Source organism: Cellulomonas sp., from assembly GCF_017744555.1.
In the GTDB taxonomy this organism is placed as follows: domain Bacteria; phylum Actinomycetota; class Actinomycetes; order Actinomycetales; family Cellulomonadaceae; genus Cellulomonas.
Window position 1 is genome coordinate 1 of the sequence record NZ_JAGIBD010000011.1, and the last position, 13,812, is coordinate 13,812.

Genomic DNA, 13,812 nt, shown 5'->3' on the forward strand with positions numbered 1-13,812 from the left:
CACCACCCTCGAGGACGCCGACACCCAGCTCGCCTCCGGCCTGCGCGGCTGACGTCCACGCCTGCCGAGCCGCCCGCGACAGGCGGCCCAGCGACGTCCCACCCGAGGGAGAGCATGTCCGACGTTCTGAAGGTCGACACGGTCGCGTTGCGGGCCGCTGGCACGCACCTGCGATCCGTGGCGATCGAGTTCGACGGCGCGAACGCCAAGAGCGACGCCGTGGCCGATGCGGTCGGCCACGCGGGTCTGAGCGACGCGGTCCGGGGCTTTGCGCACGGCTGGGACGACACGCGCGCCGACCTGGTGTCCACGATCGGCAGCCTCGCGGACGCGTGCACGGGGATCGGGGACGGCTTCGAGGACCTGGACGCCCAGTTCGCGGCCGCGCTGCGGGGTGAGGGGTGAGCCGCCCGGGCAACTGGTACCCCCTGGCGTGGAGCGATCCCGTCCCAGGCGACGTCGCGGTGGTCCAGCGCGCGGGTGCGGACTACACGAACGTCGCGAAGGCGATCCAGGCCGCAGCGACGCAGCTCGCCGCGATCGCCGACCTGCGCAAGAACCAGTCGAAGGCCGTCTCGGCGGTCGCCGACCGCGCCGACGCGGTCGCGGGGGAGATCAAGCAGGCGCACGGTCGCTACGTCGCCGTCGGCCGGGAGCTCACCACCTACGCGTCGGCCCTTTCCGGCGCGCAGGCCGAGTCCGAGCGGGCGCTGCGGGACGCGCAGAACGCGGAGTCGGCACTGACCGCGGCACAGGCACGCATCCGGTCGTCGTCCGTCGCGATCGACGACGCACCCGACGACATCGACGCCACCGACCTGTGGCGGCTCGAGAACCAGCTGCGTCACGCCCGCGACGACCGCGACGCCGCGGAGTCCGCGATCCAGGCCGCTCGCACGCGTCTGGAAGGGGCGATCGCCGACCGGGACCGGGCCGCCGAGGCTGCGGCCGCGAACATCCGGGACGCGGTGCACGCCGACAAGCTCAAGGACGGATGGCTCAAGAACGTCACCGCCACGCTCGCGCCCGTCTGCCGGATCGTCTCCGAGATCGCCGACGTCGTCGGCTCCGTCGTCGGGATCCTCGCGCTCGCGTTGTGCTGGGTCCCCGTGCTGGGTGAGGTCCTGGGGCTGATCGCGCTGGTCGTGACCGCGATCAAGCTGATCGCCGACCTCGTCCTCGCGCTTGACGGCACCAGGTCGTGGGCCGACGTGGGGTGGGGCGTCCTCGCGTTGGCGACGTTCGGGGCAGGCAAGGTGTTCGTGTCCGCGGCGAGGTCCTCGGGACTGGTCGCGCGCGCACTGTCACGACTGCAGGCGGGCCGGCTCGGTGCGTTGTCGCCGCGCCTGCGTGCCGCGGCGGGGCTCCCGGGTGGGTCGAGCCGGCAGGTCATCCGAGAGCTCACGGGCGAGAGTGACATCGTGGGACGGCAGGCGATGCGACGGGCGGCTACGAGCGGAGGGACGTTCCGCAGTGCTCTTCGTGTCGGACTTCGGGAGCTGGACCCGCGCAAGATGTTCAGCCCGTTCACCAAGCTCGACGAGATCAGCTGGAGGAGCCTCGGCCAGGGCTGGGACAACCTTCGCGCCGGTGCGAAGGACTGGCGCACCATGGTCGGCGCGCTCCAGGGCGACGGCGAGCTCATCGAAACCGCGTCGACCTTGAGCAACATCAGCGGCGACGTTCGTGGGTTCGCCGCCATCGACGAGCTCAGTGACGCGGCGAACGCTGCACTCTCAGGCGGGGCGACGGCGACGAACAGTGCCGTCCAGCACACGAACTGGGGTATCGGCCTCGCCGGCGGGGCCGTCGGTGTCGGCGTGTATGACACGACCGTCGGGCTTCAAGAGACCTACGAGACCAGCGGCACCGTGGGCTGGGGCGACACGGCGATCGTCTCGGACTTCCGGCACGTGGGGCAGGTGGTCCAGCGGCCGACGTCGCTCTGGGAGACTCCCACCGACCGTCTTCGGCTTCCGTAGTGAGACGCCGCGCTGCCCAGGCGCGCGGCTTGATGGGGTAGGAACAATGACGCAAGCGATCACGAAGTGGAAGCTCGGCCTCACGGAGGGCTGGCTTGCCTGGCGCCCTGCCGTGGGCGTGGAGGCGCCGCTCTCGACGGTCGCCGAGTTCGCCGACGGTGAGGAGGCGCAGGCCCGCGTCCGTGCGTCCGTCGAATCGGTCGAGGCGACCACGGCGGACCTTGACGGCTGGATCGAGATGCGCGGCATCTGGGTTCCGGACCGGTCTACGGGGCAGCCGGTGGCGACGATGACGATGGAGCATCTCGGCGAAGCCCCCGGTACGGACACCTCCGTCGAGTGGTTCATGCCGTTCGTGCGGAAGGCTCCGCGTGTGCGAGGGGTCAAGGTGGTGCACTACGACGTCGCGTCGACCGAAACCAACGCAGGTCCGGCCGTGATCGCGACGTACACGCTGCTGAACAAGCGAACGGGTGAGGCGATCATCGGCGTGGACTGGACGATCCTTCCAGTCGGTTCTCACGAGTTCATGAAGGTGCAGGTCACCACTCCGTACTCCGCGATGGCGGACGCGATGGGCGACCAGAGCGCGGTGCTGGCCAACAACCTCTCCGTGACCCTGGGCGACGCGTGACGGCCCAGTCGCGCAGGGTCGGCCTGGTCGTGCCGTCGTCCTGGTGGACGGTCCCGCTCGCGGACGAGGAGGCACGGCGGCGGTCGATCTCGATGCTCGTGGACCGGCAGGTGGGCCGCGACGACCGGAAGGCCGGGCTCCGGCGCGAGCTGCGCACCGAGCTGGCAGGGGCGGCCGAGACCGCGGCGACGGCCGGGGGGATCCTCATGGCGGTCTCGACGATGACCGTCGACGGCCTGCCGGTGCCGGCGACGATGACGGTGTACCCCGCGCCCGGCCAGATGGACACAGCCACGGCCGACGCGCTGGTCGCGATGCTCACGCAGGACGCGCCGGAGCTGCCGGGCCAGGCGCTGAGCGCGCCGGAACCGGAGGGCGACGCGCAGGCGTGGTCGCCGGGCGAGGAGTGGGCACGCTCCGCGGTGGAGGTCATCGAGCTCGACCACGGTCCCGCCGTGCGGCGCGTCGCCTATCGCCGGGGGCCGCGGGGTCTCGACGCGCAAGAGCAGCCGGTGCTCCTCGTCGAGTACTGGCTGGACCCCGGCGACGGTTCGGTCGTGAACGTCACCTTCAGCTCACCGCTCGTGCAGCTCGGCGCGGCGCTGGTGGAGCTGTTCGACCTGGTGGTCGACACCATCGACGTCGAGGACACCGAGGAGCCGGGCACCGCGGGATCGGAGGAGTGCTCGTGAGGACCGGCAGCGCCCGCTGGGTGGGCGTGGCACTCATGGCCGTCGGCGTGGTCGCGCTGTCGCTGAACGCGTGGCGTGGTCTGGCGGACGGGTGGAACCCGGGGACGCTGCTCGTCGCGCTCGTGCTCGTGGCGGTGATCCTGGGCGGTGTCGCGCTCGCGATGCGGTGGGGGATCCGTCGCGGTCGTAGCCGTCACGAGATGCTGGCGGCGGAGCTGTCCGACTGGACGCTGCACGAGGGCTGGGCAGACGCGTCGCTGCAGGCCCAGCTGGCGCGGGCCGGGCGCTGGGAGCGGGGTCTGCGGTCCGGCACCCGGCTCACGATCGGCTGGTCGTCGCACGGCTTCGCGGTGTGGTCGGGCCCGCGTACCTCGGTGAACGGGCTGGTGGCGGAGCCGTGGTCGGGGATCGCGTCGGTGACCGTGGGCACCGGGGTGGCTGCGTCGACGCCGCGGCCGGCGCTGGTCGTGGAGACGGTCGCCGGAGCCACGCTGGTCGTCGTGCCCTGCGCGCGCCCGGGCGGCGGTCTGCTGCCGGCGCCCCGCGAGGCGGTCGCGGAGCTCGTCGAGCACGTGCGCGCGGCGCGGGACGTGGCGGGGGCGCAGCGGTGAGAACCGTGGCGGCCGCGCTCGCGGCGGCCGGTGAGGTCCCGGACCTTCGGGTACCGTCGACCGCCGGACCGACGGGCCCGGTGGTGCTCCTCGGGCTGGTCGGCATCGTGGGCGTGGTCTTCTTCGTCCTCGTCGTGCTGGGCGCAGGCCGCCTCGCCGCCGCCGGGCGCAACCCGCTCGCGTGGTTCGGTGTCGCCCTCGCGGTGATGGTGGTGCCGATCGGCACCGCCGCACTGATCGATCACCACAACAAGAGCGAGGCTGATCGGCAGTGGGACGCGTACTGGCCTGCGCTGGACCGGGCTGAGGACGGCGTCGCGCAGCTGCTCCTCGACCGGTACGGCGTGACGTTCGACGAGCCGGGCCGCATCCCTATGGACGAGGGCATCTCCACCTGGCTGCGGCTCACACGCGCGGACGGCACACGCTCCCACTGTCTGGTGGGCACGTTCGACGACACGTACGCCGTCCGGTGCGGGGACCCGGCGTGGGATGCCGCGCACGCGATGTGCACCGAGGACGTGCGGGGTGACGAGTACTTCGCGCGGTGCGTCGACGGGACCTGGGACGAGGCGAGCGAGCTCGAGCGGCTGCGGTAGCGGCAGCGGCAGAGAAAGGCTCGGCGCCCGGACGGCACCGACGAGCCCGCACAGGACGTACGCGGTGACGGCTCGGACGCCGCCGCCCTCGACAGCGAGGACGGCGGCGTCCGTCGTGTCACGCGGGTGTGAGCTCGCGCTCCCGGGCGGTGGGTGCAGGGTCGGCACCCTCGATCGAGACGTGCGGCAGGATCCGGTCGAGCCACCGCGGCAGCCACCAGTTCGCCCGACCGAGGAGCGTCATCGTCGCGGGCACGAGCACCATCCGGACCAGCGTCGCGTCGAGGAAGATCGCGGTCGCGAGCCCGACGCCGAACATCTTCGTGGCGGCGTCCTGCCCGAGCACGAAGGCGAAGAACACCGCGACCATGATGAGCGCCGCCGACGTGATGACCCGGCCGGTGCGTGCCACGCCGTGCACGACCGACCCGGTGGGTGACCCGGTGGCGGCGTACTCCTCGCGGACGCGGGACAGCAGGAACACCTCGTAGTCCATCGAGAGCCCGAACAGGATCGCGAACATGAACATCGGGATGAACGACACGATCGGCGCGGTCGACTCGAGCCCGATGAGCTCGGCGGCCCAGCCCCACTGGAACACCATCACCATCACGCCGTAGGCGGCGGCGACGCCGAGCAGGTTGAGCACCACGGCCTTGAGCGGCACGAGCACGGACCTGAACACGAGCACGAGCAGCACGAACGACATCGCGAGCACGGCCCCGATGAACGCGGGCAGCCGGTCGTTCACACGGACGCCGACGTCGGCGAAGTTCGCCGCCTGACCGCCGATGTGCGCCTCGGCCGCGGTGCCGGCAAGCGCGGCCGGGAAGACGGACGAGCGCAGCCGGTCGATGGTGTCGGTGGTCGCCGCGTCCTGCGGTCCCGTGGTGGGGACGGCGACAACGGTCGCGATGCCTGTCGCGTCGTCCAGCACGGGCGTGCCCACTGAGGCGACCCCGCGGTCGGCGGCGATCGCGTCGACGAGGGGACCGACCGCGGCGTCGTCGCCGTGTGTCTCGACCGCGATCACGAGCGGCCCGTTGGTGCCCGGCCCGAACCCGTCCGCGAGCAGGTCGTACGCCTGCCTCTGCGTCCAGTCGGCGGGCAGGGCGCCGTCGTCGGGGATGCCGACGCGCAGGGCGGCGACGGGGGCCGCGAGGCCGAGGAGCAGCGCGGTCGCCCCCACGGCGTACAGGCCGGGGCGCCGGGTCACGTGGCCGACCCACCGCTGCCAGCCCGGGCCCTCCTGCGGAATCTCCCGCCGCCCGACGACCCGACGTCCGGCGAGCGACAGCAGTGCCGGCAGCAGCGTGACGGACGCGGCGACCATGACGAGCACGACGACGGCGATCGCGATGCCGCCGGCGGTCATGAACGGCACGTCAGCGACGGCGAGGCCGAGGATCGACACCACGACGATGCCGCCCGCGAACACGACGGGTTGCCCCGCGGTGGCGAGCGCCCGGCTGATGGAGTCCTCCACACCGAGGCCGTGCGACAGGTGGTCGCGGTGCCGGGTCAGGACGAACAGCGCGTAGTCGATGCCGACGCCGAGACCGACCATCGCGCCCAGCACGGGTGCGTACGACGGGATGTCGACGAGGTGGTTGAGCAGCGGCATCGACGCGACGCCGACCGTGAGTCCGAGCAGCGCCATGCCGATCGGGATGGTCGCCGCGACGAACGACCCGAACGCGAGCAGCAGGATGACGAGCGCGGCCAGCACCCCGACCAGCTCCCCGACGCCGGCGGGCGCGGACTCGAACGCGAAGAACAGGTCGCCGCCCATCTCGACGCGCAGCACGGACTCGTCGACGTCCGTGCCGACGTCCTTGAGGCGGTCGAGGTCGGCGGCGGACAGGTCCTCGAGCAGCGGGTACTGCACGCGGACCAGTGCGACGCGCCCGTCGGGCGACACGACCCCGGCCGACGACCCCGGCGGTGCGTCGTCGGCGAGCGCGCCCGCCGGGTCGGTCGTACCGAGCACGTGCGGCAGCCGGGCCACCGACTGCTCGAGGTCGGCGAGCGCAGCGCGCGCGGCGGGGTCGTCGGCGAACGTCGCGCCGGCGTCGGCCGGTGTCACGACCACTTGCGCGGTGAGCCCGGCCTGGTGCGACCCGGTCGCGGCGAGCAGGTCGTTCGCCTTCTGCGAGTCGAGGTCGGGCACGCGGAACGAGTCCTGCAGCGTCGAGCCGTAGGCGTTCGACAGACCGACGACGACGACGGCGAGGACGAGCCACGCGCCGATCACGGTCCAGCGGTGCCGGGCGGCGGTCCGCCCGAGTCGAGACAGCGCGTGCGACAGCATGGTTCCTCCCGGTGGCTGGAGCGCCGGCGAGCACCGGCGCGTCGCCATCGTCCCGACGCGTCGTCCCTGGTCACATCGGCTCCGCAGCCAGGGTCCGACCAGCCGGACGGGCGGTGCGCCGGTGGCCCTTTCGGTCGATCCGCGCCGCCTGCGCGGTCCCTACGCTGGGCCCGTGATCATGCAGGCGGCCCGGCGCATCTGGGCGGAACCGCGTGCCCCGCACGCACCGGCACGGGTGTGGCGCGACTGGGCGCTGCTCGTGCTCGTCGTCGCGGGCGCGGTGACCGAGGGGGTGCTGCGCGCCGACGTCCCCTGGCGGCCCGTCGCGATCGTGCTCACGATCGGCCTGGCCCCCGCGCTGCTGTGGCGGCGCACGCACCCGCTCGCCGTCTCGGCGGTCGTGTTCGGGACGGTGACCGTCGTCGACCTGGCCTCGATGGTCGGGGGCACCCCGGAGTCGGTCGGCCTCGGGGCCATGGTGTACGTCCTCGTGATCATCTATGCGCTGTACCGGTGGGGCGCCGGGCGGGAGGTGGTGCTCGGGTCGGCGGTCGCGGCGGTCGCGTTCGGCGTCGGCACGCTGCGCGACTACACGAACCTCGGCGAGGCGGTGTTCGGGTTCGTGGTCGTCGCGTTCGCGGCGGCCCTCGGCTCGACGGTCCGGGCCGTGCGGACCTCCCGGCTGCGGGCGCTCGACGAGGTGCGGCTGCGCGAGCGCGAGCAGCTCGCGCGTGAGCTCCACGACACGGTCGCCCATCACGTGTCCGCGATGGTCGTGCGGGCGCAGGCCGGCCGGGTCGTCGCGGCCACACGTCCCGAGGCGGCGGCCGAGGCGCTCGCGGTCATCGAGGCGGAGGGGGCGCGCACGCTCGCCGAGATGCGGACGATGGTCGGGGCGCTGCGCGGCACGGAGGCCGCCGAGCTCGCGCCGACCCGCGGGATCGCCGACATCGAGCCGCTCGCGCGGTCGCTCGGCGGCGACCCGCCGGTCCGGGTGGTGCTCACGGGTGCCCTCGACGACGTCGGGCCCGCGGTCGGGGCGGCGGTGTTCCGGATCGTGCAGGAGTCGCTCACCAACGCGCTGCGGCACGCCCGGCACGCCACGCGCATCGACGTGCGGGTGGTCGGCGATGATCGGCAGGTGCGGTTCACGGTGACGGACGACGGCGACCCTGCGGCGTCGCGCGTGCCCGGCTTCGGCGTGGTGGGCATGACCGAACGCGCGGCTCTGCTCGGCGGGACGGTGTCGATCGGACCAGGCCCGGACCGAGGCTGGGTGGTCGACGGGATGCTGCCGCTGCGGCGCGTGCGGGCGAGCGCGTGAGCGTCCGCGTGCTGGTCGCCGACGACCAGGAGATCGTCCGCACCGGTCTGCGGCTCATCCTCGACGCGCAGCCCGGCATCGAGGTCGTCGCGGAGGCCCGGGACGGCCGCGAGGCGGTCCGCCTGGCGCGTGAGCTGCGGCCCGACGTGTGCCTGCTCGACATCCGGATGCCGGACCTCAACGGTCTGGAGGCGACCCGGCTCATCGTGGGCTCGGGCGACGACGCGCCGGCGGTCGTCGTCATCACGACGTTCGATCTCGACGAGTACGTGCACGGCGCGCTGCGCGCGGGTGCCCGCGGGTTCCTGCTCAAGGACGCCGGCCCGGAGCTGCTCGCGCAGGCGGTCCGGGCGGCGGCTGACGGTGAGGCGCTCATCGCGCCGAACGTGACCGTCCGCCTGCTCGCGGCCTTCGCGGGCACGGGGCCGACGCCGACGCCGCAGCAGCCCGTGGACCCGCTGACCGCGCGTGAGGAGGAAGTGCTCCTCACCGTGGCCCGCGGGCTCACGAACCAGGAGATCGCCGACGAGCTGCACATCAGCCTGAGCACGGTGAAGACGCACCTCGGCAGCCTCATGGCGAAGCTCAACGCCCGGAACCGCGTCGAGATCGCGATGTGGGCGTACGAGACGCGGCGCGTCGCACCGTGAGGGCTGCGCCGGGCGCCCGACGACCCGTCAGAACGACTCGGCGATGCGCTTGATCTCCGCGAGCCGGCGTTCCCACTCGGCGCCGATCGCCTCGAGCGCACGGGCCGTCTCGTCGAGCCGCGACCCGAGCGCGCGGTAGCGCACCTCGCGGCCCACCCGCACGGGTTCGACGAGCCCGGCGTCGGCGAGCACCGCGAGGTGCTTGGCGATGGCCTGCCGGCTGACGGGCAGGACGGCCGCGAGCGCCGACGCGGACGCGTCGCCGCGGCCCAGCTCGGTGAGGACCCGCCACCGGGTCTCGTCCGCGAGGGCCGCGAACACGGGCACGAGCGTGTCGGCGGCGGTCCCGGTCATGCGGACCTCACGGGGTCCGGCTCGACGTCCGGCTCGACGTCCCGCTCGAGGTAGGCGACCAGCTCGTCCAGCTCGGACGTCCAGCCCTGACGGTTGTCCTCGAGGGCCTGGCGCGGGTCGCGGGTGGTGAGCGTGCCGAAGCCGGTCTCGGTGACGGTCAGCCGGGTGCCGTCGTGGTCGGGGGCGAGAGTGAAGCGGACGAGCGTCGACGTCCCGTCGGCGAGCGGCTCGGGGTCGCCGGGGTGCGCGCCCCACGTGTAGGCGAACACGCGGTGCTCGTCGACCTCCTCGACGCGGACGACGAAGTCGCCGTACCCCTCGAACCCGATGTACCCCTCGGCGCCGACCCGGACCTCGGGGAGCGAGGCGCGTGCGCCGAACCACCGGGTCATGTGCTCCTCGTGCGTGAGGGCCCGCCACACCCGCTCGACCGGGGCGGCGACGTGCACGGTGCGGGTGACGGTGAAGGTGTCGGCGTCCGCGACGGCGGGCGGCTGCTGCGGGGTGGTCATGGGGTCCTCCGGAACCGCGACGGTCAACAGGTGCAACTAGAGGGTTGCACTATCCACCGGCGATGGCAACCCCCGGGTTGCACTCGCCGCGGTAGCCGTCGGGCATGTTCGGGTACACCTCGGTCCAGTACCGCCGCGCGAGCGCGAGCCCCTCGGCGGGTGACGCGCCCAGCAGCACGGCCGTCGTCTGGTCGCGCTGCATCGCTGCGCACTCCGCGGCCGCCTCGTTCGTGATGCCGGCCATGTGCATCGCCTCGTGCGTGAGCACGTGCACCGCGACGACCTGGTCGAGCGACGGCGCCGCCTTCGACGAGCGCAGCCACGCCCGCAGGTCGCCGCACACGTGGGACTTGATCAGCGTCTTCTTCTCCGGCACGCCGTCCGCGCCCCACCGCACGTACCCGAGCTCGGCCCCGACGTCGACGAACGCCTCACCGATCGTCTGGCAGTGCACCTGCACCGGCGCGCCGACGACCTCGCTCGCCGCACCCGCCAGCTTGCTCTCCAGCTGCGCGTGCAGCACGAGCGGCACCGCGCACGCGAGGGCGGCCACGAGGCTCAGGCCCACGCTGATCCTCGGGAACGGCGCGATGCGCCCGAGCGCGTCGACGCGGGTGAGCACCCACCGGCACGACGCGATCGCCGCGAGGGCGACGAAGCCGATGAGCACGCACGTCAGGACCACACGGATCCATCGGCGCGCACGGCGTCCGACTGGAGCGGACGGACGAGGGCGACCGGGTCGGCCGCCCTCGTCCGGCCCTCAGGCCACGCGCGGCGACGTCCCCGGGCGGACCCCGGTCGGCAGCCGCAGGTACTGCTGCTCGCTGCCGGACACCGCGATGACGTGAGCGGACCGCTCCCGCTCCGGACCGCCGTCCACGGTGACCGCCGCGACGTACATCGGCGCGAGCAGCGCCTGTGCGCGGCGCCGGCCGAGACTCAGGTACCCGAACGCGAACGACTGCGCGTCGAGCTCGACGTCCTTCTCCTGGCCGCCGAGCATCTTCGACACGCGCGCGGCGACGTCCGACGCGGCCTCCTCGGCGCTGCGCGAGCGGGCCTTGTCGATCGTCTTCCCACCGCCGTCGCCCGCGAAGCGCCGCAGCGTCACGGTCAGCGCCGACAGGGCACCGGAGCCGGCGACCTCGACGCTGGCCGAGGCCCGCCCCAGCACCGGCAGGTCCCGCACCGACTGGCGGTACGCGCCGACGGCACGGGTCAGCACGGGGTCGCTCAGCCGGCCCTCGCGATCCGCGCCGGCCGCCTTGAGCTTCCACAGCCGCTCGAACGTCAGCGTGTCCTCCTGGTCGACCAGCCCGGTCAGCCCGAGCTTCTCGGCCACGGAGTCGACCGCCTTGCGCAGCACGTCGTCCGGCTCGACCCGCTCGAACAGGTCGTCCAGCGGGTCCACACCGGAGTACAGCGTGAATGCGCCCGACGCGTGGAACGTGACCGCCCGGCCGCCGTCCTCGCCCCGGTACACGGTGCGCTCCTTGAACCGTTCGCCGCCCTGCGACACGTCCAGCGCGATGCCGGCCGTGCCCGCCAGGTCCGCGAGCACCTTCTCGTTGCGCCGCAGCACCGCCTCGGGCCGCATCGTGGCCAGCTCGACCACCTCGGTCACGTCCGGCACGTCACCCGCCAGCTCCGTGAGCTTCGCGGTGAGGTCCTCGATCGTCGTCATCGTCGTTCTCCTCTCAGCCCTCGGCCCAGCGCCACAGCAGGCAGCCCTGCTGCGACGGGGACAGGTCGGCGGTCACGGAGCCCTCGCCCCACAGGTGGTCCCGGTTGTGCGTGCTCAGCGGCCAGATCACGTTGCCGCCGTTCCACGTCTGGCTCGTCGACGGCCCCACGACGACCGGGTGGTTGTCCACCGCCCAGTCCGACACGCCGTCGATCCACGCCGACGACACCGTGTCGCCGTCCGTGAGGTTGTCGGCGACGTCCTCACCGCACTCGTCGGTGGTGATGCCGTCCCACATGTTCTCCCAGGCCCCGCAGTACAGGTGCAGGCGGTCGAAGATGTTCCAGAGCCCGGTGAGCGTGCCGAGAGGTGCGGTGTCGCACGAGTACGCCATGACCCACTCGGCGTTCCAGTTCTCGCCGAGCTCCCACGTGCCCGAGAACGTCCGCCACTGGTCCTGCGGCGTGTCGTAGAGCAGGCGCGCCTGCCCGTCGTCCGTGTGGTTCCCGTGCGTCTCGATCCAGAACAGGTCGACCGTGTCGACCCACGTGGCGTCGTCACCGCCCACGTCGGAGTCCTGGATGTCGTTCTCCCAGCAGTCCTGCTCCGACCAGTACCAGGCGCGGTTGTGCCCCGCGTCCCGGAGCTCGGAGTCGAACCCGTTGCTGCGGTTGAACGTGTACGTCAGGTCCGCGGCCGTGGAGATGCCGTTCGCGCGGGCGTTGCCGAAGTGCCGGATGGCTTCTACGCCGAACGTCGCTGCCATGATTCCCCCTCCTCATCGAGTGCCTGCCCCGGCAGGGCAGGTGTCCGAGAGGAGGGGGCGACGACGCAGGGGGATACGTCGACGAGAGGTGATCCGGCCGAAATCAGAGAATCTGATAACATGGCCCCATGCGGATCCTGACCGCGACCGAGGCGTCGCGCGGCTTCTCCGACCTTCTCGACGCCGTCGAGCGCGGGGAGACGGTCGCGATCACGCGCGGAAACCGCACCATCGCGCAGATCTTGCCGGCGCCGGCTCGGACAGGCCGAGACCTGCGTGCAGCGCTTGCAGAGGCGCCGCGCCTAGACGATGCGTTCGAGGACGACATCGACGCTGCCACGGCACTCCTCACCGAGGCCGGTGATCCGTGGGCCGGCGTCTGATCCTCGACACCACGACGCTGGTCGCCTACGAGCGGGCTTCGTTCGATGTCACGACCTTGGACGACGACGACCTCGCCATCGCTGCGGTGACGGTCGCCGAGTTCCGCACGGGGATCGAGCTCGCTGACACTGCTGCCCGTGCCGCGGACCGGGCAAGGTCCCTCGACGCGATCCTCTCGGTGGTCGCGGTGCTCGACTACACCGAGCACACAGCCGCGCAGCACGCACGACTGCTCGCCCACGTCCGGCGCAGTGGCACGCCATGCGGGGCGCACGACCTGATCATCGCCGCGCATGCCGCCCAGGCAGGGCGCGTGGTCCTCTCGCTCGACGCTCGTGCGAAGTTCGCAGACCTGCCTGGTGTGGTGGCCGACGTTCCGGCTTGAGCAGTCTCCGTCCGGGGTGACCTGCGCCACGTCCGCCCCTTGGGTGGTCTCGCGGTCGATGCCGAATCGTGACCGGCGGTGTGCACGTGCGCTCCCGGTCCCGACGTAGCGTCCCGACATGGTTCGCCGGTGAAGCACCGCCTAGGAGCGGCGGCGTGACGAGCGGTCGCAGTGTCTTGCGCGGCATCGGTGTGGTCGCACTGTTCGGCGCTCTCTGCGCGTGCACGCCGGCAGAGGTCCGCGGCGAGCATCGCATCATCGGCTGGTCCGTAGCCGGCGACGTGCTCCACCTGTGGATCGACACCTGCAACGGAGACCCCGCTTCCGAGGTCGTCGAGACCGACGACGACGTGACCGTCACCATCGTGTCGACGCGGCGCAACCCCGGCGACGCATGTCAGGACGTGGTCGAGGTGGCGCTGAGCGAGCCTCTCGGTGACCGGACGCTGGTCGACGGCGCGACCGGCCGGGAGCCCGCACCGATGGAAGGGTGACCGGCGCTCGACGGAGGCACCGAGCACACGGCCGCGCGGCTCGCACGACTGCTCGCCCGCGTCCGGCGCAGCTGCCACACCGCGCGGGAGCACGTCGCCGGATCGGGACACCGGAGGACGAGGTCCTCGCCGTCGTCAGTCGCCTGCTGACGACGGTCCAGGGGTAGTCGCGGCCCTACGCTCCCGGCACGTCCCTCCGCTCCGGCCCCGTGTACTTGCTCAGCGGTCGGATCAGGGCGTTCGACGCGAGCTGCTCCATGACGTGCGCGGTCCACCCGGTGACCCGGCTCGCGACGAACAGGGGAGTGAACGTCGGGGTGTCGAAGCCCATCAGGTGGTAAGCGGGCCCAGTGGGGTAGTCGAGGTTCGGCTGGATGTCCTTGCGCTCGGCCATCGCCGTCTCCGCGGCCAGGACGCGATCGCGCCC

At 72.7% G+C, this 13,812-nt stretch carries 18 protein-coding genes; 11 read left to right on the forward strand and 7 right to left on the reverse strand.

What is annotated here, in order from left to right:
• Positions 1-114: 114 nt before the first annotated feature.
• From J7523_RS08965 to J7523_RS08990, 6 genes are read left to right on the forward strand one after another with little or no spacing between them, the layout of a single operon-like run.
• Positions 115-405, forward strand: coding sequence for a hypothetical protein (locus tag J7523_RS08965; RefSeq protein WP_291885148.1), 291 nt, complete (start codon positions 115-117; stop codon positions 403-405).
• A complete protein-coding gene (locus J7523_RS08970) occupies positions 402-1,982 on the forward strand; it encodes a hypothetical protein (RefSeq protein WP_291885151.1) in 1,581 nt (526 codons plus the stop codon). Before J7523_RS08965 ends, J7523_RS08970 begins: the two co-directional genes overlap by 4 nt.
• Positions 1,983-2,028: 46 nt before the next feature.
• The gene (locus J7523_RS08975) at positions 2,029-2,616 is read left to right on the forward strand and encodes a hypothetical protein (RefSeq protein WP_291885154.1); all 588 of its coding nucleotides are present in this window, start codon (positions 2,029-2,031) and stop codon (positions 2,614-2,616) included.
• A complete protein-coding gene (locus J7523_RS08980) occupies positions 2,613-3,308 on the forward strand; it encodes a hypothetical protein (protein WP_291885156.1) in 696 nt (231 codons plus the stop codon). Before J7523_RS08975 ends, J7523_RS08980 begins: the two co-directional genes overlap by 4 nt.
• Complete coding sequence (locus tag J7523_RS08985; protein ID WP_291885159.1) at positions 3,305-3,919, forward strand: hypothetical protein; 615 nt, start codon at positions 3,305-3,307, stop codon at positions 3,917-3,919. Before J7523_RS08980 ends, J7523_RS08985 begins: the two co-directional genes overlap by 4 nt.
• A gap of 5 nt (positions 3,920-3,924) precedes the next feature.
• The gene (locus J7523_RS08990) at positions 3,925-4,518 is read left to right on the forward strand and encodes a hypothetical protein (RefSeq protein WP_291885161.1); all 594 of its coding nucleotides are present in this window, start codon (positions 3,925-3,927) and stop codon (positions 4,516-4,518) included.
• 118 nt (positions 4,519-4,636) lie between these two features.
• Here the strand turns inward: J7523_RS08990 and J7523_RS08995 are convergent, their stop codons facing one another.
• On the reverse strand, positions 4,637-6,829 hold the full coding sequence (locus J7523_RS08995) for an MMPL family transporter (RefSeq protein WP_291885163.1): 2,193 nt from the start codon (positions 6,827-6,829) through the stop codon (positions 4,637-4,639).
• Positions 6,830-7,007: 178 nt separating this feature from the next.
• Here J7523_RS08995 and J7523_RS09000 point away from each other — a divergent pair, with 178 nt between their 5' ends.
• Positions 7,008-8,153: a sensor histidine kinase gene (locus tag J7523_RS09000; protein ID WP_291885448.1), complete on the forward strand. Its 1,146-nt coding sequence runs from the start codon at positions 7,008-7,010 to the stop codon at positions 8,151-8,153.
• Complete coding sequence (locus J7523_RS09005) at positions 8,150-8,803, forward strand: response regulator transcription factor (protein WP_291885165.1); 654 nt, start codon at positions 8,150-8,152, stop codon at positions 8,801-8,803. Before J7523_RS09000 ends, J7523_RS09005 begins: the two co-directional genes overlap by 4 nt.
• A gap of 27 nt (positions 8,804-8,830) precedes the next feature.
• Here J7523_RS09005 and J7523_RS09010 read toward each other — a convergent pair whose 3' ends face one another.
• The 5 genes from J7523_RS09010 to J7523_RS09030 form a co-directional block, all read right to left on the reverse strand.
• Complete coding sequence (locus tag J7523_RS09010) at positions 8,831-9,157, reverse strand: metalloregulator ArsR/SmtB family transcription factor (protein ID WP_291885167.1); 327 nt, start codon at positions 9,155-9,157, stop codon at positions 8,831-8,833.
• Positions 9,154-9,669: an SRPBCC family protein gene (locus J7523_RS09015; protein WP_291885170.1), complete on the reverse strand. Its 516-nt coding sequence runs from the start codon at positions 9,667-9,669 to the stop codon at positions 9,154-9,156. Before J7523_RS09015 ends, J7523_RS09010 begins: the two co-directional genes overlap by 4 nt.
• Positions 9,670-9,718: 49 nt before the next feature.
• Complete coding sequence (locus J7523_RS09020; protein ID WP_291885172.1) at positions 9,719-10,354, reverse strand: hypothetical protein; 636 nt, start codon at positions 10,352-10,354, stop codon at positions 9,719-9,721.
• Positions 10,355-10,432: 78 nt separating this feature from the next.
• Positions 10,433-11,356: a hypothetical protein gene (locus tag J7523_RS09025; RefSeq protein WP_291885175.1), complete on the reverse strand. Its 924-nt coding sequence runs from the start codon at positions 11,354-11,356 to the stop codon at positions 10,433-10,435.
• A 13-nt stretch (positions 11,357-11,369) separates the two neighbouring features.
• Positions 11,370-12,122, reverse strand: coding sequence for a DUF6345 domain-containing protein (locus J7523_RS09030; RefSeq protein WP_291885178.1), 753 nt, complete (start codon positions 12,120-12,122; stop codon positions 11,370-11,372).
• Between the two features lie 128 nt (positions 12,123-12,250).
• On the opposite strand from J7523_RS09030, the gene J7523_RS09035 reads away from it, so the two are divergent.
• From J7523_RS09035 to J7523_RS09045, 3 genes are all read left to right on the forward strand, one after another.
• Positions 12,251-12,505 carry a type II toxin-antitoxin system prevent-host-death family antitoxin gene (locus J7523_RS09035; RefSeq protein ID WP_291885181.1) on the forward strand — a complete coding sequence of 85 codons (255 nt, stop codon included), beginning with the start codon at positions 12,251-12,253 and terminating at the stop codon, positions 12,503-12,505.
• Positions 12,490-12,891 carry a PIN domain-containing protein gene (locus J7523_RS09040; RefSeq protein ID WP_291885184.1) on the forward strand — a complete coding sequence of 134 codons (402 nt, stop codon included), beginning with the start codon at positions 12,490-12,492 and terminating at the stop codon, positions 12,889-12,891. Before J7523_RS09035 ends, J7523_RS09040 begins: the two co-directional genes overlap by 16 nt.
• Positions 12,892-13,046: 155 nt before the next feature.
• Positions 13,047-13,385 carry a hypothetical protein gene (locus J7523_RS09045; protein ID WP_291885189.1) on the forward strand — a complete coding sequence of 113 codons (339 nt, stop codon included), beginning with the start codon at positions 13,047-13,049 and terminating at the stop codon, positions 13,383-13,385.
• Positions 13,386-13,560: 175 nt separating this feature from the next.
• Here the strand turns inward: J7523_RS09045 and J7523_RS09050 are convergent.
• Positions 13,561-13,812: citrate/2-methylcitrate synthase (locus J7523_RS09050; protein ID WP_291885191.1), on the reverse strand; the 252-nt coding region annotated here is incomplete at its 5' end.